Origin of the sequence: Kosmotoga olearia TBF 19.5.1 (genome assembly GCF_000023325.1) — a bacterium.
GTDB lineage: Bacteria > Thermotogota > Thermotogae > Petrotogales > Kosmotogaceae > Kosmotoga > Kosmotoga olearia.
The window spans coordinates 643,130-667,716 of record NC_012785.1 but is presented as its reverse complement, the minus strand read 5'-3'; the positions used below and the strand labels follow the sequence as shown (position 1 = coordinate 667,716).

26 protein-coding genes and 1 pseudogene are annotated in these 24,587 nt (G+C 40.4%); 20 read left to right on the top strand and 7 right to left on the bottom strand.

Translation table 11 applies throughout. From position 1 onward, the window contains the following. The first annotated feature begins 312 nt into the window (after nucleotides 1-312). From KOLE_RS03165 to KOLE_RS03140, 6 genes are all read left to right on the top strand, one after another. Nucleotides 313-855 (top strand): PadR family transcriptional regulator, encoded by a 543-nt coding sequence (locus KOLE_RS03165; RefSeq protein WP_012745122.1) that lies wholly within the window; start codon nucleotides 313-315, stop codon nucleotides 853-855. Between the two features lie 105 nt (nucleotides 856-960). After that, a complete protein-coding gene (locus KOLE_RS03160) occupies nucleotides 961-2,190 on the top strand; it encodes a linear amide C-N hydrolase (protein WP_083763180.1) in 1,230 nt (409 codons plus the stop codon). A 161-nt stretch (nucleotides 2,191-2,351) separates the two neighbouring features. Further along, on the top strand, nucleotides 2,352-3,335 hold the full coding sequence (locus KOLE_RS03155) for an Acg family FMN-binding oxidoreductase (RefSeq protein WP_012745119.1): 984 nt from the start codon (nucleotides 2,352-2,354) through the stop codon (nucleotides 3,333-3,335). A gap of 294 nt (nucleotides 3,336-3,629) precedes the next feature. Beyond that, nucleotides 3,630-3,866, top strand: coding sequence for a DUF3796 domain-containing protein (locus KOLE_RS03150; protein ID WP_012745118.1), 237 nt, complete (start codon nucleotides 3,630-3,632; stop codon nucleotides 3,864-3,866). Between the two features lie 227 nt (nucleotides 3,867-4,093). After that, the gene (locus KOLE_RS03145) at nucleotides 4,094-4,726 is read left to right on the top strand and encodes a histidine phosphatase family protein (RefSeq protein WP_012745117.1); all 633 of its coding nucleotides are present in this window, start codon (nucleotides 4,094-4,096) and stop codon (nucleotides 4,724-4,726) included. 120 nt (nucleotides 4,727-4,846) lie between these two features. Next, nucleotides 4,847-5,518 carry a DNA alkylation repair protein gene (locus KOLE_RS03140; protein WP_012745116.1) on the top strand — a complete coding sequence of 224 codons (672 nt, stop codon included), beginning with the start codon at nucleotides 4,847-4,849 and terminating at the stop codon, nucleotides 5,516-5,518. Between the two features lie 10 nt (nucleotides 5,519-5,528). On the opposite strand, the pseudogene KOLE_RS03135 reads toward KOLE_RS03140, so the two are convergent. From KOLE_RS03135 to KOLE_RS11660, 4 genes and pseudogenes are all read right to left on the bottom strand, one after another. Next, a pseudogene (locus KOLE_RS03135) lies at nucleotides 5,529-6,047 on the bottom strand (GrpB family protein); the annotation flags it as partial. 203 nt (nucleotides 6,048-6,250) lie between these two features. Next, a complete protein-coding gene (locus KOLE_RS03130; protein ID WP_012745114.1) occupies nucleotides 6,251-8,113 on the bottom strand; it encodes a prolyl oligopeptidase family serine peptidase in 1,863 nt (620 codons plus the stop codon). Nucleotides 8,114-8,256: 143 nt separating this feature from the next. Continuing rightward, nucleotides 8,257-8,826, bottom strand: a complete 570-nt coding sequence (locus KOLE_RS03125) for an HD domain-containing protein (protein ID WP_202795104.1) — start codon at nucleotides 8,824-8,826, stop codon at nucleotides 8,257-8,259. A 16-nt stretch (nucleotides 8,827-8,842) separates the two neighbouring features. Further along, complete coding sequence (locus tag KOLE_RS11660) at nucleotides 8,843-9,334, bottom strand: DUF3795 domain-containing protein (RefSeq protein ID WP_202795103.1); 492 nt, start codon at nucleotides 9,332-9,334, stop codon at nucleotides 8,843-8,845. 183 nt (nucleotides 9,335-9,517) lie between these two features. Here KOLE_RS11660 and trhA point away from each other — a divergent pair, with 183 nt between their 5' ends. Next, nucleotides 9,518-10,219 (top strand): PAQR family membrane homeostasis protein TrhA, encoded by a 702-nt coding sequence (gene trhA, locus KOLE_RS03115; RefSeq protein WP_012745111.1) that lies wholly within the window; start codon nucleotides 9,518-9,520, stop codon nucleotides 10,217-10,219. An 11-nt stretch (nucleotides 10,220-10,230) separates the two neighbouring features. On the opposite strand, the gene KOLE_RS03110 is transcribed toward trhA, so the two are convergent. Both KOLE_RS03110 and KOLE_RS03105 read right to left on the bottom strand, forming a co-directional pair. Continuing rightward, nucleotides 10,231-11,202 (bottom strand): carbohydrate kinase family protein, encoded by a 972-nt coding sequence (locus KOLE_RS03110; RefSeq protein WP_012745110.1) that lies wholly within the window; start codon nucleotides 11,200-11,202, stop codon nucleotides 10,231-10,233. Between the two features lie 9 nt (nucleotides 11,203-11,211). After that, the gene (locus tag KOLE_RS03105) at nucleotides 11,212-11,859 is read right to left on the bottom strand and encodes a transaldolase family protein (protein ID WP_012745109.1); all 648 of its coding nucleotides are present in this window, start codon (nucleotides 11,857-11,859) and stop codon (nucleotides 11,212-11,214) included. Between the two features lie 198 nt (nucleotides 11,860-12,057). On the opposite strand from KOLE_RS03105, the gene KOLE_RS03100 reads away from it, so the two are divergent. Then, nucleotides 12,058-12,267: a helix-turn-helix transcriptional regulator gene (locus KOLE_RS03100; protein WP_012745108.1), complete on the top strand. Its 210-nt coding sequence runs from the start codon at nucleotides 12,058-12,060 to the stop codon at nucleotides 12,265-12,267. Next, the gene (locus KOLE_RS03095) at nucleotides 12,258-12,893 is read left to right on the top strand and encodes a hypothetical protein (protein ID WP_012745107.1); all 636 of its coding nucleotides are present in this window, start codon (nucleotides 12,258-12,260) and stop codon (nucleotides 12,891-12,893) included. Before KOLE_RS03100 ends, KOLE_RS03095 begins: the two co-directional genes overlap by 10 nt. 51 nt (nucleotides 12,894-12,944) lie before the next feature. On the opposite strand, the gene KOLE_RS03090 is transcribed toward KOLE_RS03095, so the two are convergent. Next, a complete protein-coding gene (locus KOLE_RS03090) occupies nucleotides 12,945-13,547 on the bottom strand; it encodes a DUF2202 domain-containing protein (protein WP_012745106.1) in 603 nt (200 codons plus the stop codon). A 437-nt stretch (nucleotides 13,548-13,984) separates the two neighbouring features. Between KOLE_RS03090 and KOLE_RS03085 the strand changes: the two genes are divergently transcribed. The 11 genes from KOLE_RS03085 (at nucleotide 13,985) to KOLE_RS03035 (ending at nucleotide 24,572) form a co-directional block, all read left to right on the top strand. After that, a complete protein-coding gene (locus KOLE_RS03085; RefSeq protein ID WP_012745105.1) occupies nucleotides 13,985-14,980 on the top strand; it encodes a LacI family DNA-binding transcriptional regulator in 996 nt (331 codons plus the stop codon). Continuing rightward, nucleotides 14,967-16,460, top strand: coding sequence for a sugar ABC transporter ATP-binding protein (locus tag KOLE_RS03080; RefSeq protein WP_012745104.1), 1,494 nt, complete (start codon nucleotides 14,967-14,969; stop codon nucleotides 16,458-16,460). Before KOLE_RS03085 ends, KOLE_RS03080 begins: the two co-directional genes overlap by 14 nt. A 5-nt stretch (nucleotides 16,461-16,465) precedes the next feature. After that, nucleotides 16,466-17,395: an ABC transporter permease gene (locus KOLE_RS03075; protein WP_012745103.1), complete on the top strand. Its 930-nt coding sequence runs from the start codon at nucleotides 16,466-16,468 to the stop codon at nucleotides 17,393-17,395. A gap of 41 nt (nucleotides 17,396-17,436) precedes the next feature. Next, nucleotides 17,437-18,315: a ribose ABC transporter substrate-binding protein RbsB gene (gene rbsB, locus KOLE_RS03070; RefSeq protein WP_012745102.1), complete on the top strand. Its 879-nt coding sequence runs from the start codon at nucleotides 17,437-17,439 to the stop codon at nucleotides 18,313-18,315. A 50-nt stretch (nucleotides 18,316-18,365) separates the two neighbouring features. Then, nucleotides 18,366-19,268 carry a ribokinase gene (gene rbsK, locus KOLE_RS03065; protein WP_012745101.1) on the top strand — a complete coding sequence of 301 codons (903 nt, stop codon included), beginning with the start codon at nucleotides 18,366-18,368 and terminating at the stop codon, nucleotides 19,266-19,268. Next, nucleotides 19,265-19,663, top strand: a complete 399-nt coding sequence (rbsD, locus tag KOLE_RS03060; RefSeq protein WP_012745100.1) for a D-ribose pyranase — start codon at nucleotides 19,265-19,267, stop codon at nucleotides 19,661-19,663. The genes rbsK and rbsD overlap by 4 nt, the downstream gene beginning before the upstream one ends. A gap of 162 nt (nucleotides 19,664-19,825) precedes the next feature. Further along, on the top strand, nucleotides 19,826-20,341 hold the full coding sequence (gene cobO, locus KOLE_RS03055; protein WP_012745099.1) for a cob(I)yrinic acid a,c-diamide adenosyltransferase: 516 nt from the start codon (nucleotides 19,826-19,828) through the stop codon (nucleotides 20,339-20,341). A 201-nt stretch (nucleotides 20,342-20,542) separates the two neighbouring features. Next, nucleotides 20,543-21,748, top strand: a complete 1,206-nt coding sequence (locus KOLE_RS03050; RefSeq protein WP_012745098.1) for an acetyl-CoA C-acetyltransferase — start codon at nucleotides 20,543-20,545, stop codon at nucleotides 21,746-21,748. 72 nt (nucleotides 21,749-21,820) lie between these two features. Continuing rightward, on the top strand, nucleotides 21,821-22,474 hold the full coding sequence (locus tag KOLE_RS03045; protein ID WP_012745097.1) for a CoA transferase subunit A: 654 nt from the start codon (nucleotides 21,821-21,823) through the stop codon (nucleotides 22,472-22,474). Continuing rightward, nucleotides 22,474-23,130 carry a 3-oxoacid CoA-transferase subunit B gene (locus KOLE_RS03040; RefSeq protein ID WP_041288630.1) on the top strand — a complete coding sequence of 219 codons (657 nt, stop codon included), beginning with the start codon at nucleotides 22,474-22,476 and terminating at the stop codon, nucleotides 23,128-23,130. Before KOLE_RS03045 ends, KOLE_RS03040 begins: the two co-directional genes overlap by 1 nt. Before the next feature lie 173 nt (nucleotides 23,131-23,303). Further along, entirely contained in the window at nucleotides 23,304-24,572 is a 1,269-nt protein-coding gene (locus tag KOLE_RS03035; RefSeq protein WP_012745095.1) for an L-cysteine desulfidase family protein, read from the top strand. Nucleotides 24,573-24,587 lie beyond the last annotated feature (15 nt).

The window sequence follows — 24,587 nt, the reverse complement described above, 5'->3', positions numbered from 1 at the left end:
AACTCCATATAACACAATCCTAACACAATGAGTACTATATTGAGAGTTTTTATAGGGTGAGAAAGCTAAGAATGGTAACCTGATCACTTTGAAAGGTGATTTCAAATGCACTATGAATTATTAATGACGATCATCGAAGATTATTGAAATGAATCATCTTGTTTAATCGAGTGTTTTTATTTTTTGTTAATTTAGTGCACGCAACTTGAAACAAGAGAGGAATATGTGGTAATGTATATCATGTTGATATATATCATAGTGATACTAAAACGAGATTAAAGCTAAAGAAAATGGTATTTAAGGGGTGAAATAGTGGAAGAGGTTATTCTTGGTTTTTTGAGTTCGGGAGCTATGACTGGATATGATATCAAACAGGTTATGAGCGTTAGTACATCATTTTTTTATGATGCCAGCTATGGAAGTATTTACCCTACGTTGAAAAAGCTAGAGAAGAAAGGATTCGTTACATCTAAAGAAGTTGTAGAGGGTAGAAAAGTAAAGGTATTTTATTCATTAACAGATAAGGGACGAAAAGAATTCTTAAAATGGTTGGAAAAGCCTTCGGCACCAGCAAACACTAAGTATGAGTTTCTTGCGAAACTCTTTTTTGCCCGACACCTTCCTAAAGACAGGCTTCTGGCAATGGTGTCCCGGCATATCTCAGAAATTCGTGAAGTCCTATCAAAACTCCAAATGATTGAAAAAGAAATGAAAAACCACGCAGATACCTATCAGATGTACACACTCAAGTTTGGTATAGATTTCTTTACGTTTCTCGCTACCTGGTATGAGAATCTTTTTGAAGAAATAAACGCTGGTACAGAAAAAGGAGAGGAAACAGGTGATGGTCAATAGTAATAAAAAGTTCAGTATTCCCGGCATGCTCAGCTTATTTATTTTGTCTAACATTGCTTTATTTGTTTTTAAAGATGATCTGTTTACCGAAAAAGAGAGGAGGAGATGATGGTGAAATTTTTAAGTTTTTTTCTAATCTCGGTGCTTCTTTTAGTTTCACAGCAGGTATTTGCATGCACGATTTTTTACGTAGTAGATGATAATGGACATGTTCTTGTGGGTAGAAATTTTGATGACGCAGGAAGTGGTGGGAGAATCTGGTTTGTTCCAGCTAATGATGAGAATAATGGTATAGCCATTCTGGAGCGTATGGGAGTAGATATGCCCTATGAGGGGATAAATGATAAAGGATTGTTTATAGGTATTGCCGCTGTTCCTGATACCCGAACGCCTTTTTCAATTTTTAAGCCTATAAGGAAGAGTCTGGAAATGGTCAGAATTGTTCTTGAACGTGCTCAGACGGTTGACGAAGCGTTGGAGGTATTCTCTGATTACTCCATTGCCTTCGGTACTTTTTTAGGCTTTCCAGTTGTCCACTATATGATAGTGGATAAAGATGGAAACGCTGCTATTGTTGAATACGTCGATAATGAAATAGTAATTATAAAAGATCCAGTTAAATCCCAGATCATGACGAATCATTTTATCTCACATCCTAAACTTGGAGTAAAAAGTGAAGCGTTATTTGAGAGATTTTATATAGTAAAAGAAAATATTGGAAATATACGTACTATAAAGGATGTTCAAAATTTACTGAGGGCAGCATCGCAAAACACTACAATATGGTCAAATGTTTATGATCTTAGTAATCAGGAAATATACGTGTCGTATAAAAATTCGCAAACAGTGGTACTCAGCCTTAAAGATGAACTTTATAGAGGTAAACATGGGTATAGTTTAAGCAATTTAAATAAAGCAGATGCTGTACTAAAATATCCGCAATCTGATCCCAGAATGATTGTAAGACCCCATTTTGGATCTGGATATATAGAAGGAAAGAGCACGTCGCATTATGGAATTCGGATTTTGTTCCCCGCAGATGATGGTGTTAAAAGGTATGGAATAGAAATTACGAGTTTTGATGAGTTTTTCACAGCGGGAATTATTTTGGAGCAAAGGTTATTTGGATGGTTTAACATGTCGATAGGAACTGTTGGATACTTTAATTATGGTGAAGACCCGGATAATGTGGTTGGATTGACTTCAAATCTTGGGTGGGAGCCCGACAACCATATTCCTTTTAAGCCATTTGTGACTTACAGAAGTGATGTAATTTTTGTAGATCCTGTGAAAGTAATAAATTCAATAAGTATTGGTTTTAACTTTGAATTTTAGACAGAGTAGAGTTGATGGTGATATAACAAATGATCTTTAGTGAGCATGGAGTCTTCAGTGATTCCATGCTTTTTTCGAGGTTCTGTTTTTTCTAATTGTTGACTCAATTATGTAAGGGGGGAATATGCGATTGCCTGGTGACTATGGAGGTGGAAGGGAAAGTGGAAGTCGCAGAGCACATAATTCAGATTCTTAAATATGCTTCTCTTGCACCAAATTCGCATAACAGCCAGCCATGGAAAATTAAGATCCTTTCGGACTTGGAGTTTATTGTTCAATCTGACCCAACTCGCTGGCTTCCAAGAGTTGATCCTGAGAATCGCGAGCTTTTACTTTCGATAGGTGCGTTCTGGGAGAATTTAGAGCAAGCTGCTCTTGCGTTTGGATTTGAATCCCATGCAGAGGTTCTGGCGAATAGCCCAAAGGATATAGAAATCCTCAAGATAAAGTTGGTGAAATGTGCTTCCCGAGGGGATGATCGACTGGAATTGATAAAGAAAAGGGCTACCGATAGAAGGCCGTACGAGAAAAAAGAGCTGCAAGGTTTGCATTTGAAAGAACTTGAGAAACTTTTACCAGATCGTCTGGTTTATTTTCCTCGGAAAAGCAAGGAGGGAGAATGGATTGCAAGCAATCTGGTGGAAGCTAACAAAAGACAGACATTCGATGATGAGAAGCAAAAAGAGCTGGCGGAATGGTTGAGATTTTCTCGATCTGAAGTTTCCGAAAAAAGCGATGGTCTTACCCCTGAAATGCTGGGAATGACGGGGTTGGTAAAGTTTTTCTGGTATGCTTTCATGAGCAGAAAAAACGCGTTTTCCAGGTCTTTCAGAAATAAAGGAATTGAGAATGTCAGAAATCAGGTGGACAATTGTTCGGGATTTATTGTTATAACGAGCGAGGATTTGAGTGTTCATTCTACACTAGAAGCTGGTAGAAATTTCGAGAAATTGGCACTGAAGTGTACTGAACTAGGGGTTTCCATCCACCCCATGTCACAACTGATGGAAGAATCTCCCTGGAAGGAAGAGCTGGAGAGTTCACTGGGTTTGTCAAAACCTGTTCAGTTGGTTTTGCGTGCAGGTTATTCAAGGAAACGTTCCGAGCGAAGTGTTCGAAGACCTGTGGAGGAGATCATTATATAAAAAGCGGGTATAGGGTGTAGAAAAGAGATTCGAGAACCGAGAAGGCGAGAATATAGAATCGTTTTTGGTTGTGCGTTGTAGGTTGTACGTGACAATCGAGAACCGAGAAAGCGAGAGGGCGAGAATCGAGATTCGAGAGTCCGAGAGGGCCGCAGCACGTGGGTGAGCCCAGCTGCGCTGAGGGTAAGCACTCCTTCGGAGTGGGTATAAAAACAGAGGGTTGCGGAGGCTGATAAAATCGGGTTATGCGGTAGCGCGAAAAAATATGTAAAAAAGGAGGTAATGTTTGCGAATATGGCCAAAAGAAGAATAAGTAACGAACACTGGGCAAGCGGACTTTTGGGATTCTTAGGATTTCTTGGTTTTAAAGCGTTTAGCTTGCATAATCCCTGGTGGTTATTCTATTTTTGCTTTTTTGCATTCTTCTCATATTTCAAATATCTCAAGGAAGAGTTTAAATACTTAGGATTTATTGGGGTAATAGGTTTAATCGTAGCGATACTTGGAGTTTTTGGGATAATAAGGGTGTAAAAATGATGCCACCGCTTTACCCGACTCTGCAGTACTTCGTACCTTTTCTTTGCTTTTGAACAATGCCCCCTTTTGGATAGTAGTTTGTAGAGTATGGTTGTCTAATATGCTATTTATAGCAGCAAAGAAAAGAAAAAAGTCAAGGCTGAAAACAAGTGTATATGGCAAAATAAGAATACAGAAAATGGCAGAATAAAAAGCCAGCGGTAGGAAAAAAGGGTGATAATATGACAAAGTTATATATAACCCGGCATGGTCAAACAGAATGGAATCTGGAGGGCAGAATACAAGGCCAAAAAGATTCAAAACTTACAACATTAGGTGAGAAACAAGCAGAATGGCTTGGAGAAAGATTGAAGAATGTTGAAATAGATGTAATTATTTCTAGTTCAAGTGGAAGAGCAATTCGAACAGCTGAAATTATTAGAGGAAAAAGAAATATAGAAATAGTACCTAATGATAATCTTAGAGAAATTCACTTCGGACAATGGGAAGGTCAGTTGCATGCAGAGATTAAAAAATATTGGCCAGATGAATATAGGAATTTTTGGAATTTTCCTCATTTGTATAAGCCTGTGGGCGGAGAAACATTTTTACAAGTTTTAGATAGAGTAAGTAATGAAGTAGAGAAAATAATCTCTAAATACGAAGGGAAAAATATTTTAATTGTTACTCATGCGGTTGTTTTAAAAGCACTTATTGCATACTTTGAAAATAAAGATCTTATGGACTTTTGGAGCGGCGCTTTCATGTATCCTACATGTTTAAATATTGTTGAGATTAAAGAAGATAGTAGAAAAATTGTTTTGCAAGGAGATATATCACATTATCAAGCTAATGAGAAGGTATATAACGATTAATAAATCCTAAGTATTGCCCGATGCATAATGTAGCAAAAGACTACCCACTTATCCTTTTGATACATGGGGATGAAAATACTGAAGTTCCGTTTCAGTCAAGATATATTTGGAGGGTAATTTGTGGATACAATAAGACTAATGAAATCTTTAAAAGAAGAATCTTCAAACATCGGAACATCCCAGAGGTCTGTTGTTATATCAAAAATAGCTAACAAGTATTATAAAGAAGCTCCGAAATCCGATGAGGAGCTTCTTAAATTTTGTGAGCAGTTGATTGCTGCTAATAATATGGATTTGTTTTCTATTGCAACGCTGTGGATCAAAAAAAGAACAACTATAATTGATATAAAACATTTTCCGGTTATCGAAGGTTGGCTTTTCAAGTATATTCATCATTGGGGTACATGCGACCAATTATGTTACAGGGTTCTCAGTCCTTTTGTGTACAAGTATTCTGAATTATTTTCGAATGTTTTGAAGTGGGCAGAATCGGAAAGAACGTATGTTAGAAGAGCGGCGCCGGTTTCTTTAATTCGTAATGGTGTAAAATCCAGTTTCGTTGTAGAATATGATTTAGACAAGGTTCTAATTGTTGTTGAGAACTTGGAAGACGATCCGCACCATCACATTCAGAAGGCAGTGGGATGGTTACTTAAGTATTCTTATCTAACATATCCAGATGAAATACTTGATTACTTGCGAAAAAATGTGAAGTCGCTTTCTCGTACAACCTTTAGATACGCATTGGAAAAGGTACCTAAAGAAATTAGACAGGAAATGATGAAGTTATAAGATGATAGCACTAATCACGGTAGATTGTCTTGTTTAATATAGTTCTTATAAACTCGGTTTTTTTCTCGCAGTAGCTATCGACATCATGGCGGTAAGTCTCTGCTAATTTAAGCTTTAATGTTTCATACTCTTTTCTTGCGGTTTCGTTTTCTCGCAAGTAATCCCTGAATGCAACATGTTCCAGGTATCCCTTTCCATCTTTGGGACATACGTACAGATGATGTTTCATAAGGTCATTGTCACATGTTCTTTCAAACGCTTCACGTCCCTCAATCCCTAAGTTACCTTCATGTTCATAGCCTGCTTTTTCTAAACGCTCAATAATACTGGGTAGTACATCATAATTATCAATAACAACATCAAGATCTATAATCGGTTTTGCAGATAATCCCTCAACGGATGTGCTCCCGACGTGTTCAACGGTTAAAATCAAGTCACCTATGTAACTGGTTATCATGGTCTTGATCTTTTCAAACTCTGTTTTCCATTCTGGATTGTATGGTACAACCTCAAAAACTTTCGTTTTTTTTTTGGCATTTTAAATGCCTCCGTTGATATGAGCTAAGCACGTAATATCCAGCAAATGGACCAGGTAAACTGTATCCAATTCTATTGGTAAATTGTATGTATGCTAACTCATTTTATACTCTTTAGCAATCATTATCAGTACTTATCAAGGGTATATACCATTCTTTCAAATAAATCCAGTGGCATTTTTGTGGTTCTTCTTCTTCACTTTGTCACTTCTTTCAGCCATTGTAAATAAGAACGGTATATTTTTTCGCCTGGCATTTCATGGCCTTTTTCTTTATCGATATAAACTTCAACCCGTGCTCCCGCTTTCTTAAGCATTTCAACCAATTTTTTCGTCAAATCAAACGGGCAATTTTTATCCTGTTCTCCATGAAAAATAAAAATCTGGATCCCTTTGAAAGGGTTCAAATATTTTTCGTCTAAAAAATTTGGGTGCTTACCAGGAATCCCCCATTTATTTGCCAAATCGGGATGACCTGAAAAAACGGCGAGTGCCCTGAATATCTTAGGGTTCTCATAAAATGTGCGATAAACACCATAGCCGCCCATCGAAAATCCTGCAAGAATGATTCTATCTGTATCGACGGGATAGTGTGCTATCACGTCGTCTATTGCCTCACGAATGTCATCCTGTGCATGATCAGTACTGAACGCATTTGAGGTTCCTCTACCAAAGGGAGCGAGTTCAATAAAATTTATTAGTGGGTCTACCTCTCTTTCGGTCAATACCTGTCTGTCATCCATTCCGCTTCCGTGGAGAAAAACTAAAAGAGGATATTTTTTGTTTGATTCCATATTTTTCGGAATTTTAATACTGTACGGTTGAAGTGAGTTATCAATTTTTGAGCGATAAGCTCTTCTCTGAATTCCCGTTTTGGTCGCGATGATATCTACACCTTTTGCAGCACACTCAACCACAGATTTGAATTTGCTAATGGAAGTTCTCAGTTTTTCAGCAGTATCATAAGGTTTAAGCTTCTTCATTGTTGTTTTAATCTCCTGGAGTTTAAACTGCAAGGTTGTCAAACTTCCAGAACTGATCCTATCTTTGATACTTTCCAATTGTTTGCTCATATCAGTAACAGTTTCTTTCGGTAATACTGTAAAACTAATATTGCCAGAGAGGCTACTGATCTGCGATGCCCACTTGACCTTATATTCTCCCGGGATTAAATGGGACGTTCTTAACTCAAAACTTTTCTTGGTTAACTCATCATCGATGTCGAAGCTGAATACATCGCGACTTACCACATTACCTTCATCACTATTTATCTGGACTATGATCGTATCTTTAGTAGGTGTGGCAGATATTCCAGCGATCCTTGCCTCGATGGTTTCTCCTTCATTACAATGATTACGGTCTAAAATCATATAAGTCTTTGTACCGCTGCTTAACCTAGGGGGTGAAAAACTTAATCTTGTATAGAGGCGGCAACTTTGCTCGGATTGAATGCGGTCATCCTGTACAACAAAAAAGTAATTTTTTTCGTCTTTTTCAACTGCTTGAACATAACACAGGTTAAAACCTATCGATTCTGATAGCCACGGATGATAAGGATAGACTTCTCTCCATGGCAACAGTAATTCGTATCCTACCTTACCGTCTAATTTTTTTACCTCAAAAAGGGTGTTTTTCAAAGGTTGAAACGAGAGGTCGATATTGTGGTACCATATGAACTTTTTTTGCCAGGCTCTGCTAGGTTCTTTCTGTGGACAGAATGCCATCACGAAAAACTCATCGGTAGGTACATTTCCAGGACGAGGAACTGACAGTACCATATGAAATCCGTCTCCGTTCTGATAGCCCCTGTCACGGCATATGAAACTGTCGGCTTTAACCTCAATGTATAAATAGAAGAATTCGGCTCCGTAGGCTAAACAATAATTAGCCTCAGCCAGAGGGTTCTGATCGTTGCTTTTTTCAACGAAATTGAATGTATAAACTGGAAGATTTTTAAGCTCTGTATCCGGAACACCATCAATTTGTGGTGGTTTGGAAAGGAAGGTTACTTCAGGTTCAAGGCTATGTACGATGTTGCTTTTGATGGGATCTTCTGCCATCGTTGTTACCTCCGATTATATTTCATCGCACTTTTTGAATAAGGATGCCTGACGTTCCGGATGATTTTTGGTGCAAAATATATCGCAGACTTTTTATAACAAAATATTGGAAATGTTTTATTAGGTAAAGTTGGACGCCAATTTTAATAACTCACCTTTTTTGTTCTATTGATGAGATTTTCTTCAATTCCAAGTTCCTTCAATACTTTTATGCATCTTTCACGATGCGTTCCTTCTGTTTTTACGCCATGTAAGTATCTGTCTAATGAATCAACATCCTTTAAGATTTCAACGAAGGGATTATCTGAAATAATTTCTTTTTGGCTGTGCTGAACTATAGCATTTACAATTAATTCTGCTTCTTCTTTAGTAATTTGAGGCAAATCACCTCTATGTTTGGAATTATAGCTCTCAATAATTTCATATACATATCTCTCTGCTGCTTCGGCATGATTTTTATGTCGCTTTGTCTTTACTACACCAATATCGTGAAGAGCTGCTGCTATTCCTGCTAATTCTGGATCTATCCCTCGTTTAAGTGCTAATATTTTTGCGATTTGTGAGCTGGTATACATGTGAATTACATTCCAACGAATTGGTAAATCTCTATCTTCATCTGATAGATCCTTCATTTCTGAAAACAATATTGATAAAATTCTATTCAATCGTCTTGCTGATAGGTTCATTCCTAAATTGCTAATATCCTTCTTCATAGAACCCTTTCCTTGATCAATTTTCATTCTGAGCTAATCCTTTAAGTAAAATGACCCTTTCTTCTACAATTCTTTTGTGTTGTTCTTCTGTCCATGCAGGATTTTTATTCTTCCAGAACCTGTCACATGGAATTTCTATACATTCCCCGCAATGTTTTAGCCCTTTGTCAATTACACAGCATTCATAAAAATCACAAACATCAAGCCCCACTTCATGCAACCAGCACGGCTTCCCCGCTATAGCATGACATCCTTTGCAGTCCTTTCCGTAAATCCTGCAATCACTACAAATGCACCCGCATACCCCAACGACTTTTTCCATAACATTTCCCCCTTTTTTTGATGGCTGACAAAAGGTCTTTATTTTTGTCGCCCTTTTATAAGAATCTTTATCTTTTACATTAACAATATACCGTTTATAATTAGAAATGTCAAGAATGAAATTAGAATTTTGCTCTATTTCTTTTAAAATTTTTAGAGCAACGAAGAAATTGGTGATAAATTCCAACGAAAACGCGTTTGAACAATAAAGATGACGACCTTACTCTTGAAATGCTTGGAATATCGTGTCTGGTATACTTTTAAGTAGGAAAGACTCTCGGATCTCGATTGTCGCGCATAACCTACAACCGACAACTCACAACGATGATGAGCGCAGCCATGTGCGAATCTATGAAAGGAGTTAACTGATTTGAGTTTAAAAGATAAAAGCAAGATGGATAAAATGATTTCTTCGGAAGAGTCTAATGAATACGTGAATTCCATTACGCACCTTGTTGGTGCTGTTCTTTCTATTGCTGGATTGGTGGTTCTTATTGTTTTTTCAGCTCTTCAGCACAAATGGGTTCATCTGATAAGCTTCAGTATTTATGGCTTTACGGTGTTTTTGTCAATGCTTGCCAGCAGTCTTTTGCATTTCTTCCTGCTTTTTAATAAATATCACAGGGTTTTCGGGATTCTTGATCACAGCGCAATATATTTGCTTATAGCTGGGACGTACACACCTTTCTGTCTTGCCGTGGTTGGTGGTGTACTTGGTTGGACGGTTTTTGGGATCATATGGGGACTGGCGATACTCAACATCGTTATCAAGTCTGTGTTTTTCAACAAGATACCAAAAAGTATTTCCACAGTCGGATACATTGCTATGGGCTGGTTATCGATAGTTTTGGTTTACAGTGTTTATGTGCGTTTGGGACTTTTGAGTATTATCCTTATGATCCTTGGGGGATTATTCTACACGGTTGGCGCAGGGATATTTTTCGCCGGGAAGCCTAATCCAAAACCACCTTATTTTGGGAATCACGAAATCTGGCATATTATGGTACTTCTGGGCAATATAACATTCTTTGCCGTAATGGTGTTTTTTGTTCTTCCTTATCCTGGTCCCTGATCTTTAAAAGCTTATAGGTCTTTCAAAAAGAATGTTTCGACCTCTTGTTTATACGGCATTGAATTTGCGGCGCCATATCTGGTAGCTACTATGGCAGCTTCGGCATTGGCAAACTTTGCTATTTTTTCAAGCTCCATGATAGATAACCGCACAAATTCTTCACTGTTTAGTTTGTATATATGGGATAAAACAGCTGCCATGAATGAATCCCCGCATCCTGTTGTTTCTAAAACCTTGACGTTATAACCGGGAACATGGGAAATCTCTTTGTCCTTGCAAACCAACGAACCCTTACTTCCGAGGGTTACGAATATAATGGCATTGCTTTTTGTAAGAAGTTTATTGACAGCTTTTTCCGGGTTCTTTTCGCCTGTTATGTATTCCAGATCCTCATCGCTCAATTTGATAATATCGGCATTGGAAATAATTTCATTCAATAACATTCGGTAGTTCTTTTCGTTCTTTATAAGGCTTCTTCTTATATTTGGATCAAAAGATGTTTTTATGCCGGATTTTACGAATCGCCTGAAGATTTCGAGGTAAGTACTCGCTGAAGGTTCCTCCAGTAAGGATATTGACCCGCAGTGGTACAGAGAGAAATCTTGCGGGTTGATATCCGGAATTTCCGTTATTTTTAAGCTCACATCCGCGGCGTTGTCACGGTAAAATCTGAATACAGGTTTTCCGTGCTTGTCTATTGCAGCGAAGGCAAGAGAGGTTTTTGTACCGGGGCTTCTGACAACGAAACGGGTATCGATTCCCTCAGAAGCAAGGTATGAGAAAAGAGCGTCTCCGAATTCGTCTGTTCCCACCTTTCCAAGAAATGCCACGGGTACCCCGAGCCTTCGCAATCCCACCGCGATATTGAAGGGAGAACCTCCCGGCCTTTTTTCAAAGAGTGTGGTTTCATCAAGACCGGCTCCGGGGTTCTTGGATAAGAAGTCAAGCAAAACTTCTCCAGCGCATAATACAGGTTTCGCCATAACCCAACCTCACATCCTGAATTCATTTTCAAAGATCTCAAGATCGTTCATCGGGAAATCACCTTTGACGAATTCTTTAGCAAGATTCAATGGTAAGGTGAGTGAATCGACCCCGATAGTGATGAGTTCATAAGCACTTTGAAGTTCCTTGATACTCGCTGCGAGAATCTTTGGAGAACTATTGGTGTTAGCACCTATTTTCAACATTTCCTGAATCCGTTTTACAGGATCTATTCCGGAGCGTTTCATCCTGTCAAAATAAACCGCGACATAATCCACACCAGTGGCTAAAGCTGTGTAGTACTGTCTGAGAGAGTAAACGGCAGTGGCACAGGTTTTCAATCCCATCTTCTTCAACTGTTTGGAGATAGGTGCTGCGATACTCGGCTCCCATGGAAGTTTAATTACAAACTTGGAAGCGGAAATCTTTCCGGTTTCGATCAGTCCTGCTAAAAACTGTATCCATTCAGTGTTTTTTACGCTTCCCTGAACGAAGTGCATTGTTCCCGGGATTTTTTCCAGTAAAACCACGGCTCCCAGCATGGTAAGATTCGGTCTATCCCTTTTCAAAATCGTTGGGTTCGTGGTCAAACCTGAAAAGACAGGATTTTCTACCAGTTTTACAGCTTCTTCGCTGAAGTCATCGATAAACAGCATTAGCTCGCCCCCATTTTTTAAGTATGGCCTTTGCGTACAACGTGGTTTTGCTTGTGGTTATTATGCGGTATGCTCTTGACCCTATTGTAAAACTTGAACCTCTTTTTGAACAATTTTTTGCTTTTTGACTCCATTTATAATGTCAACAATACTTGACTTAAAGTAAAGAAAAATGTACGATGATACGGGAGGGATATTATGGTGAATTATATCAAGAAAGTCAGGATTACAAAAGGGGAAATAACTCAAGAGGAACTGGCCAGAAGGGTAGGGGTAACCAGACAGACGATCATTTATATCGAAAAAGGAAAGTTTAATCCTTCGGTTAAACTGGCTCTGAAGATAGCGAAGGTTCTTGGCTGTTCCGTTGAGGAGTTATTTGAATTGGAGGAAGGTGATTGGATATGAGAACAAAGGTTTATATGCTTCTCTTCAATATTGGGGTGCTTGTTTTGATGCTCTGGTTGGCGCTGGAAGTGAATCCGTGGTTCGTTTTCCTGGGGGTTGGAATTTTTATCCGTCCCATTCTGAGATTCTTTGGTGTTCTTAAAGATCTCGATGAGCGGGAACTTGCCAACGATGGTTTGTCTTCTACAATAACGCTTATAATAACGGTACTCCTTGCGATGCTGTTGTTTACGATGAAAATAGATCTGAGCTGGGATTTGTTAATAATTTTTGTGATTGTCCCGCTGGTAACCAAAGCCGCATTGTTTGCTTCCCTGACGTTTTCGCGAGAAGGGGTAATAACGTATGTAGGAAGGATAATGGGACTTATACTCGTACTCTTTGCTTTGATTTCGCATGGTTTTTCGTTCGAAACCCTGATGGAATCGATTCCGGGTTTGTTGATTCTTCTGTTTACTGAGTTATCAAGAAAGTGGCGTTGGCCTGGAATCTTTTTCTTCGTTTTTCTTGGTGTCGTGATGTATTTTTATGTTCAAAGAATGGAAAATCCGGGTATTCTTGTAACGTACGTTTTGTTTTCAATACCGCTTTTAATTTTAGGGTTAAGAAGTCTAAAGGTAGAGTAAAATGAAAAAACGGGAACGCCTTTAGCGTTCCCGTTTTTTATTTACCTGCTCTCAGAACGGGCGATGCCCCATTCCTCCTCTTTCATTTGTGCCGGAGAGGATTTCCTGCATTTCTTCAATCGTTATGTACTGAGGCGTGTAATCTTCAGTTGAGAATCTCTGCAACAGTGAGTAGAAAGCTCTGAAATGATTTTCTGATCCATCCATGAGAAGGTTAAACACAGTGATTATATCTCCATTGTCTGTGGCTTCGATTCTTTCCTTCAAGTCTTTTATATCCAGTTCCTCGATGAGAAGTCCAATTTTTATTGCATCTACGAGTGATTTGCTTCCTGTTTCTACCAGTTGGGTGTAAAGTGCCTGCAGTTCTTCATTTTTGAAGACGCCTATCTCGTCAATAGTTGGATCTTCGAGACCGTATTTTTCAATGATGTATTTGACAGCATCTACGTGGCGTTGTTCGCTTCTGGCAATGTTGGAAAAGGTTATAAGACCCCATTTGTCGTAGAGCGTTAGATAAACGTCTCTAGCTAATTTCTCTTCTTCAACCATGAATAAAACACTGTCTACTTCAGAAGCATTAAGAGTAATTCCTGCAAAACTTACTCCTACAACCATTATCACAAGTGACAAAACTAGAATACTTTTTTTCATACTATCAACCTCCCTGGGTTAAAGTTTGTAATTCCTTGCTACACTTATAGATTACAGATTAAAACTTAGAACAGCTTTATAAAGAGCTTAGAACTTCCTTAGAATTGAGAGATATTCTTATAGTTTCAACATTCAACATGTGTATTTCAGGTTAACAAATAATAGTTTTTAGAAAGTGTAAAACCGATACATATCAGCAGACGATTAAAACATTGTTATTATCAATATAAATATAGCACAGCAACTTGTGAATACAGTCAACAATGGTACTCTTCTTTTAATTTGAGATAATGAGGATGGTTCATTTAATTAAGGATAAATCTCCCAGGATAGAAAAAATTAGCTACTAATGAAGATGAACAAAGTTGGTTTTGAATCCATGGGTATGCTTAAATACTTCATGTAAACGTTTACGTAAACGTTTTCAGGAGGGGAAAATGAAGTCAAAACATGTGAGTATCAGGGATGTTGCAAAGCATGCAGGAGTATCGATAGCCACCGTTTCAAGGGTTTTCAACAAAACTTCCTTTGTTAGCGAAGAGTTGGTAGAAAAAGTTCTAACATCCGCCAGAGAGCTCGGATATCATCCCAATAGAGTTGCTCAAAGCCTTAGAAAAGGCCAAACAAAAACAATAGGGTTTTTGATTCCGGATATTGTTAATCCTTTCTTTTCCTCTATGGTGAAAGGGGCAGAAGATTTTTTGAAGTCTCTCGGGTATATTATTTTACTCTGCAGTTCTTCTGGGGACAGAGAAAAAGAAAACGAGCTTCTTGCCACATTCTATTCAAGGAAGATAGATGGGTTAATCGCAATAACCCTTGAAGAGAACAATCCACTGATAGATTCTGCGATCTCCAAAAAGATCCCAACTATTTTGATGGATAACATTGTAAATCGTCCAACTATTTCATGCGTTGCTTCTGATAACTATGGCGGTATCAAGAAATTAATGAATTACCTTATAGAGACCGGGCATCGTTCCTTCGTCTTTTTAAGTGGTGATCCAATCATTCATTCAGCCAAAGAAAGGCTCAAAGCGTTTAAAGATACTGTTGAAGGCAGAAACGACCTCAATTTTGAAATTGTTTTTGGAGAGTACACTTATGAAAGCGGCGTTGAAATGGTTAAAAAGCTAAAACATATTCCAGATGCTGTTGTCTGCGGAAATGACATGATAGCTTTTGGGGCAATGGTTGAACTTGAAAGGCGGGGATTTCGGATACCGCAAGACGTTTCTGTTACGGGATTTGATGACATACTGTTTTCAAGGATGAGTCGGCCGCCTTTGACAACAGTCAGGCAGGACGCTTATTTAATGGGGCGTGTCGGGGCTGAATTATTAATCAGCGCGATCAACGAGGAGATTAAGAATGATGTAGTTCTTTTGGAAACAACCCTTGAGATTAGGGGGAGTACCCGTGAAAGAAAATGAGCCCATCCTGATAATGAAAGGAATTACAAAGCGTTTCCCTGGTGTACTTGCTCTAAATAAGGTAGATTTCCGGTTAAAACATGGGGAAATACACGCTCTTGTTGGTGAAAATGGAGCGGGGAAATCTACCTTAATAAAGATTTTAAGTGGAGTGCACACTCCAGATGAAGGGGAAATAATTCTTGATGGAAAGCCTATCAATTTTACCAGCCCAATTCAGGCTATCAGGGCGGGAATTTCGGTGATCTATCAGGAATTGAATCTCGTTGAGGATCTTACGGTTGCGGAAAATATATATCTTGGGAATGAAGGAGGAAGCTGGTTCAATTTACGGAAGAAAAATATTTGCAGACGGGCTTCCGAGTTACTAAAAAAGCTTGGTTTTTCTATATCCGCAACGGAATTTGTTAAAGACCTAAATGTTTCGGAAAAACAGTTAGTTGAAATCGCAAAAGCCCTCGCAACCAACGCACGTATCATAGTTATGGATGAACCCACGGCAACGCTTACTGACCATGAAACAAAAATGCTCTTTGATCATGTGAGGAATCTTAAAAAGAGAGGCGTTTCGATAATTTTTATATCCCATAGATTGGAAGAAGTGTTTGAAATTGCTGATACGGTTACTGTTTTAAGAGATGGTCAGAGGATCTCTTCCGACGAAATCTCCAATTACACCAGAGAACGTCTCATTACGGATGTCGTAGGACGAAAGATTGAAAATATGTTCCCCAAAGAAAACAAAGTTTCTGATGAAATCATTTTTGAGGTTCGGGAGCTCAATGTACCGGGTTATGTACATAATGTGAGTTTCAATGTCAGGAAAGGTGAAATATTCGGGATCGCCGGGCTTGTCGGGAGCGGTAAAAGCGGGATCGCAATGGGGATCTATGGGGGCTTAAAGGCAACTGCGAAAGAATGTAAACTTCTTGGAAAAGATTATCCGATTCCAAGCAGACCGGATATCGCTCTCGAAAAAGGAGTGATCCTCGTACCGGAAGATAGAAAAAGTCAGGGTTTGGTGCTCGTCCTGAATATACTGGAGAATGTTGTCCTCCAGAATACAAAGTTTATCTCCAAGTTAGGGCATTTGAATTGGAAAGAGGGTAAGAGGATCACGAATGATATGGTAAATCGACTTGAAGTGAAGACGCCTTCTATTAAGCAAAGAGTATCGAATCTTTCGGGTGGTAACCAGCAAAAGGTTGTTCTCGCAAAAGGACTTTTAAGGAAACCAAAATTGGCCATTTTTGTTGAACCCACTAGAGGAATAGATGTTGGAGCCAAAGTCGAGGTTTATAAGCTCATGAATGAACTGGCAAACCAGGGGGTTGGTATTATAATGATTTCCTCAGAACTTCCAGAAGTTATGGGAATGAGTGATAGGGTGCTTGTTATGCACCGGGGAAAGCAAAGGGAAGTTTTTGAACGTTCAGAAATGAGTCAGGAAAAAATTATAGCTGCTGCTATGGGAGGCTGAAGAGAATGTTGAAGAAAATCATTGACTTTTTCAGAAAATTCCCCATAATAGTAGGTTTTCTAGGAATCGTGATTTTATTCAGCATTTTGTCTGACCGATTCCTGACGCTGTCAAACTTTCTGAATGTTCTCAGGCAGATTTCCATAAATGCAATCATGGCTTTTGGTATGACCTTCGTGATATTGTCTGGTGGGATAGACCTTTCGGTAGGCTCTGTTTTTGCCCTTTCGGCAGTTGTGGGAGCTTCGATTTTGAAGGGCGGATCAATACTTTGGGGTGTGCTTGCCGCCCTCGGTGTCGGAGCCGCTATGGGAACATTCAACGGTTTTATAATCGCACGAATGAAGCTTCAGCCTTTCATTGTAACACTTTCCACAATGGCAATTGCGAGAAGTTTCACACAGGTTTACACGCAGGGTAGACCAATAACCGGGTTACCCGCTGCTTTCAGAGAATTTGGTAGAGGTGAATGGCTCCAAGTACCGATTCCAATTTATATAATGGCAGGGGTTTTCGTCGCGGGATTCTACATTTTGACAAATACAAAACTCGGGTTATATACGTATTCAATAGGTGGGAATGAAGAAGCCACAAGGCTGAGCGGCGTCAAGGTTGACCGTTACAAGGTAATTATTTATATGATTAGCGGTCTTCTTTCAGCATTGAGTGCACTGATTTTAACAGCAAGGTTGAATAGTGCTCAACCGATATTCGGAATGGGGTACGAACTCGATGCGATAGCGGCGGTCGTTTTGGGAGGAACAAGCCTTTCAGGTGGTAAGGGTTCGATAATTGGAACACTATTTGGGGCTCTGGTAATGGGGATTATAAACAACGGAATGAACCTGGTGAATGTTTCACCATTCTACCAGCAAGCTGTAAAAGGTGCAGTAATACTGCTCGCCGTTATGGCTGAACGTGCGGGTCAGAAATAAAAGGGGCTATATGCCCCTATTCTGATAGGGGAGGGTTAAGTATGAAAAAGGTACTGGTGTTATTCAGTTTATTGCTTTTGGTGTCAGTCTTCGCATTGGGAGCAACTTACAGAATAGGTCTGTCTCTTTCGACACTCAACAACCCGTTCTTTGTTACGTTGAGAGACGGTGCGCTGGACATGGCAGGTAAATTGGGGGTAGAAGTTATCGTTGCAGATGCTCAGGACAACCCGGCGAAACAGCTCAGCGATATCGAAGACTTCATTCAACAACGTCTAGATCTGATAATCATCAACCCAACTGACAGTGATGCAATCGTAACGGCAGTTGAGGAAGCAAACGATGCCGGCATTCCTGTGATAACAGTTGACAGAGCTTCCAATGGTGGAAAGGTTGTTTGCCACATCGCTTCTGATAACGTTGCCGGTGGAAGGATGGCCGGTGAATTTGTGGCGAAACTTCTTGGTGGAAAAGGTAAGGTCGTTGAACTGGAAGGTATAGTTGGAACTTCCGCTGCGAGAGATCGCGGAAAAGGTTTTGAAGAAGCTATAGCAAAATACCCCGGGATAAAGCTGGTAGCAAAACAGACCGCTAACTTCAACAGAGCGGAAGGGTTAATAGTTATGGAAAACATTCTTCAGGCACATCCAGATATTGACGCCGTTTTTGCCCAGAACGATGAAATGGCACTTGGAGCGATTGAGGCGATCAAAGCAGCCGGACTGCTTGGAAAAATCTATGTAGTTGGTTTTGATGCCATCGATGATGCTGTTGAAGCAGTCAAAAAAGGCGAAATGGCTGCGACCATTGCCCAGCAACCTTACAAGATGGGAGAGCTTGCAGTTCTCAAGGCGTTCGAGTACCTCACAACGGGCTCTATTTATATCCCTGTTGATCTAAAACTTGTTGTGAATGAATAATGGAAAAGGAGGGGGAATGTCCCCCCTCCGTTTTTTGTGGAGGGATTCGTATGATAGCAGTAGTCGGAAGCAACAATGTTGATGTAGTTCTCACGGTTGACCATTTCACGCGCGCTGGTGAAACTCAAAAGTGCACAACACTAAATTACTTTCCTGGTGGAAAAGGAGCCAATCAAGCAGTAGCTGCTAAAAAGTTAGGAGCAGAGGTTTATTTCCTGACATGTGTAGGCAATGATGGAAATGCGCAGTTTGCCGTTGAAAGCCTGAAAAAAGCTGGCTTAGAGAAAGGGATTAAAAAAGTTGATTCTCCCAATGGCATGGCGATAATTGAAGTTGAAGCTTCGGGTAACAACCGGATAGTAATCTATCCCGGCGCAAACGCTTATCTTACTGAAAGTGTTGTGGAGTCCGCAAGAGATGAACTTTTGAAAGCGGACGTGCTTTTGTTGCAGAATGAGATTCCATTTTCTGCAACTCTTCATGCTGCTCGTTTATTTCACGAAGCGGGAAAACTCGTTATTTTCGATCCAGCACCTTCGAAAGATATAACGAAGGAGATCTTTCAGTACGTTGACATAATCACCCCAAACGAATCGGAAGCAGTTTCACTGGTAGGTGATTTGCCGCCGGAAATGTTGATTAAGGAACTGAAGAAACTTGGCTGTAAAAATGTACTGTTGAAACTTGGTGAGAAAGGAACTATCTTTTCTGGAGAACTTGGTGAATTCTCTCTTGGTGCTTTCAAGGTTGATGCAGTAGATACAACCGCTGCTGGCGATACATTCAACGGGGCTCTCGCGGTAGCTATCGAAAATGGGCTTGACATGATCGATGCGGTTAAATTTGCCAGTGCCGCTGCTGCAATTTCAGTTACACGTATGGGGGCGCAACCGTCTTGCCCAACACTTGAAGAGGTCAAGTTCTTTCTTGATGAACGCGGGGTGAAGATATGAAGCGCAGCGGAATTATAAACAGGGAGATTGCCAGAATAGCTGCGGAAATGGGGCATATGGACAGAATAACAGTTTGTGACTGTGGTTTCCCAATACCTGACGGCGCTAAAGTCGTAGATTTGTCGATTATCAAAGGTTTTCCCAGGTTGATCGATGTTCTCAAAGCGTTGCGAGAGGAACTTATTATAGAGAAAATAATTTTAGCGAAAGAAATCGTGGATAAAAACCCGGAAATGCACAATGCTATATTAAAGCTTTTTTCGGACGCGGCAGTTGATTACGTTGAACATTCGGAGTTTAAGAAAATCGCTGCTGTGAGTTCGAAAGCGTATATTAGAACGGGAGAAGCTACTCCATATTCCAACGTTATATTGTCTTCAGGCGTGGACTTTTAGATACACATAAATCATATCTTCAAAATTTGAGCAACTTCCCCAAGGTTCGGACGAACCTTTCTTTTTGCTTTCTTTAATCCTCATTTTAAAGCTTATGATTTTTATACCATCGTTAATGATATATTTGAGAGAGAGATACTTACCTGGTTAGGGGGCTTAAAGATGGGTAAAGGATATGTTCATGTTTATACAGGAAATGGAAAGGGTAAAACTACTGCGGCATTGGGATTAGCTTTAAGGGCGGTATGCGCCGGGAAAAAGGTTTTCTTTGGGCAATTTGTTAAAGGAATGGATTACAGTGAACTAAAGGCTGCTAACTTTCTCCCAAACTTTGTTATAGAGCAATTTGGGAGAGGATGTTTCATACACGGTGAGCCCAGCGACGAAGATGCAAAAGCCGCCAAAGATGGCCTAAGAAAACTTAAGAATATGCTGGAAGAAGGGAATTTCGATCTGGTGGTAATGGATGAGGTTAATATAGCGCTCTATTTTAAACTGATAACCTCTTCTGAGGTTATTGAAGCTGTAAATAACCGTGCCGAACATGTAGAAGTGGTTCTTACGGGAAGATACGCTCCTCAGGAGATTATTGAGATTGCAGACCTGGTTACCGAAATGAAAGAAGTGAAGCATTACTACCAGAAAGGGATTATTGCTCGAAAAGGGATTGAATTTTAGTTTTTAGAACCAAAAGATTTTTGATGTAGTCTTCTCGTTTTTGTATTCGTGTAAATTCGGTAACAAAAACCTGTTTTTTCAAGATTTACACAATTAACGGTTTCTCATTCCGTAAACCTGATTTTGTCATGTACAAAAACGCCCTGATAGAATAAATTGAATAAAACTTTTCAAGTATCTATAACAAATGGAGGGGTACACGTGAAAAGAAGAGTTTTTATTGTTGGAGCTAAAAGAACGGCTATTGGTGTATTCGGTGGAAGCCTTAAGAGTATTTCTGCACCAAAACTTGGTTCTATAGCGATTAAGGCGGCTATCGACCAGGCCGGTGTTGAACCTTCAGATATTAATGAAGTTATCGTTGGTAATGTTCTTATGGCAGGTCAGGGTATGGGTCCGGCCAGACAGTCTTCTATTTATGCGGGAATTCCTGTGGAAGTTCCAGCTTACACAGTTCATATGGTTTGTGGGAGCGGTATGAAGTCTATCATTATTGGTGCTAAAGATATCGCTTATGGTGAGGCCGATCTTGTGGTAGCAGGCGGTATGGAAAACATGTCTCAGGCACCGTATCTGGTCGATTATAAGGCGAGGTTTGGAGCTAAATTTGGCGATATGAAGATGACTGACCACATGGTGTTTGACGGTCTTACTGATATTTTTAACCAGGTTCACATGGGTATAACCGCCGAAGAAATCGCTTCCCGGTTCGAAATATCTCGTGAAGAACAGGATGAATATGCCCTTGAAAGCCAGAATCGCGCTCGTGCGGCAATTGCTGCAGGGAAATTCAAAGACGAGATAGTACCCGTTGAGGTTGTTGAGAAAAAACAGACCAGGATTTTTGATACCGACGAAGGTCCCAGAGAAACCAGCATTGAAAAACTTGCAAGGTTAAGACCTGCTTTCAAGAAAGATGGAACAGTAACCGCTGGAAATTCCTCTACCATTAACGATGGAGCCAGTGCAGTTATTCTCGCAAGCGAGGATTACGTAAAAGCTCACGGTTTGAAACCTCTGGCGGAAGTTATTGCCTGGGGACAGGGTGGAGTCGATCCGATGGTTATGGGGCTTGGGCCGGTTCCCGCAACCGATAATGCCCTCAAATATGCAGGTCTAAAGTTCACAGATATCGATCTTATCGAGGCAAATGAAGCTTTTGCTGTGCAAACACTCGGGGTTATCCGTAAATGGAATGAAATGTATGGAGTCAGCAAAGATTATGTAATTGAAAGAGCAAACGTCAATGGAGGTGCCATAGCTCTTGGACACCCGATAGGTTGTAGTGGAAACAGAATAGTTGTGACCTTGCTTTATGAAATGATGAAACGCGGAGTTGAACTCGGCCTTGCCACGCTGTGTATTGGTGGTGGAATGGGAACAGCCATTATTATAAAGAGAATCTGAGTTAGTCCGTTGTTCCTGATAAGGATCTAAGTAGTCCTAACCATGACTTGGAATCCGAAGGGAGGATCTAAGGTGAAGGTCATCAAAAGTAAGGAAGTGGTTGATTTAATTCCAGAGGGTGCGACTGTGATGATAGGGGGATTTCTTGGTTGCGGCAGTCCGGAGACTTTGATAGATGAAATAATCAAAGCGAAAAAGGGTGGTCTTACCGTTATAGCCAACGATACAGCGTTTCCAGACAAAGGAATCGGAAAACTCATCGTTAACAAGCTTGTGAAAAAGGTTATTGCTTCGCATATCGGCACAAACCCTGAAACCCAGCGGCAAATGATAGAAAAGGAATTGGAAGTAGAACTCATCCCACAGGGGACGCTTGCAGAAAGAGTTCGCGCCGGTGGAGTTGGACTGGGGGGCATTTTAACTCCAACCGGTGTCGGAACGGTTGTGGAAGAAGGCAAACAGACCATCGAACTCGATGGCAAAAAGTATCTGATCGAGCTTCCACTTAGGGCGGATGTTGCGCTTATAAAGGCAAAAAAAGCTGATTATTTTGGCAATCTCGTTTTCTCTCTCACGGCTAAAAATTTCAATCCTCTCATGGTAATGGCAGGGGATGTTGTCATAGTGGAAGTGGAGGAAGTTGTTCCTGTAGGTGCTATTCCGCCTGATGAAGTGCACATCCCTGGGGTACTTGTAGATTATATTGTCGTTGGGGGGTGTAAATGATGAATCCTAAGGAATTAATAGCAAGGCGTGTGGCACTTGAATTGAAAGATGGAAATCTCGCTAATCTTGGTATAGGCATTCCAACACTGGTTGCGAATTATATTCCTGAAGGAATACAGGTTTTTTTCCAATCTGAGAACGGAATTATTGGGATGGGGCCCGTTCCAGAACCGGGTATGGAAAACCAAGATCTTACCGACGCGGGCGGACAATACGTAACAGCCCTCCCCGGGGCTATGACTTTCGATAGTGCAATGTCTTTTGGGCTTATACGGGGAGGTCATCTTGACGTGACTGTCCTTGGTGCTCTCCAAGTAGATGAAAAGGGTATGCTCGCCAACTGGATGATTCCTGGCAAAATGGTTCCCGGTATGGGGGGAGCAATGGATCTCGTTACCGGGGCCAAACGTGTTATCGTTGCTATGACACACACAGCTAAAGGAAGGCCAAAATTGGTTAAGAGATGCACTCTGCCGTTAACTTCCGTTAGACCCGTCGATCTTGTGGTAACGGATCTAGCAGTTATCGAACCTACAGAAGATGGACTGTTATTGAAAGAAGTTGCTCCCGGTGTTACAGTTGATCAGGTGCTTGAACAGACAGAGGCAAAATTGATCATTCCGGATAACGTCAGTGAGATGCCAATAAAAGTTTAAACGCGTCAAGAATGAAAAGGGGCCTCCAGGCCCTTTTTTATTATATAGGCTTTCACTGAAAGAAAAGTTCATTTTAACCTGGTTCTACGTGTTAGAATGATACCAAAGTCGGGTTTCTTATAGATAGATGACGCTAATCCATAAAAACAGAAAGTATAGAGGGGAGAATAACGGTGATCAGATTGACACAGTATTTACAGTCTGGTGTAAAGCCTGCTCTAGGATGTACGGAACCCGGTGCGATAGCCTTTGCTGTTTCAAGAGCTTGTAAAGATTTGCCTGAAGATGAGATTTTGGAGAGCATAGAAGTTAAGACCAGCATAAACATTTATAAGAATGGAATGTATGTGGTAATCCCGGGAACTAATGGAGCAAGGGGAAACAAGATTGCCGCGGCACTTGGGGCTATTTGTGGTGATCCTTCATTGAAGCTCCGAGCGTTGAAATCATGCAATGATAGTCATATAGAAAAAGCGAAAAGAATGATAGCTTCAGGTAAAGTGAAGCTATCATGTCTCAGGGATAAACCCGGAGTTTATATAGACGTAACGGTTAAAACAAGGAATCATGCTGCAAGGTGTGTTATAGACGGCGATCACACCGCTATCTCTCTGGTTGCAAGAGATGGTGTGATTGTTTTCAAAGGTTCACAAAGGGAACGGGAAGAGCCGGTTTTTTTTGAAGGGGAAAAATTTCCAATAGATGAAATAATAGAGACTGTCGAACGCATAGACGCCAAGGATGTAGATTTTATATTCGAAGGAGTAAAAATGAACCTCGAAATAGCCACGTATGCTATGAATGAGGGAATATCACTGTGCAAGCCGGTTAAAGAAAACAACAATTCAGAGGAAGAGCTTGCTATAAGGATAAAACGCTTCTGTGCAGCGGCTTCATTTGCAAGAATGGCTGGGGTTCCATTGCCAGTAATGAGCAGTGGAGGAAGCGGGAACCAAGGAATAGTTACGATATTGCCTGTCGCAATTACCGGGAAATCGTATGGGAAGACTCGAGAAGAAATCGCCAAAGCCATCGCATTGAGTCATCTGGTTTTAGGGTATATTAAAAGCAGGCTAGGGAAGGTTACTCCGACTTGCGGCGCGGCAAATGCGGCGGGTCCGGCGGCTGCGGCGGGAATTGTGTATATGCTCAACGGCTCAACAGAGCAGATCTCTCAAGCAATGAGCACTGTTTTCTCGAGCACCCTTGGAATGATCTGCGACGGTGCGAAAGAAGCCTGTGCTTACAAAGTGGGTTTTTCAGGTGAAGTAGCGTATAATTCAGCTATGCTCGCTCTGGATAAATCTTGTGTTGCTGGTCCTCAGGGTGTTGTTGGTAAAACTATCGAAGAAACAATAGAAAATATTAGAGAGATCAGTACAAGAACAGCGTTAGAATTGGAAAATACTATAATCGATATTTTAGAGAAGTATAACAAATAGCGAAAGGAGGATGAA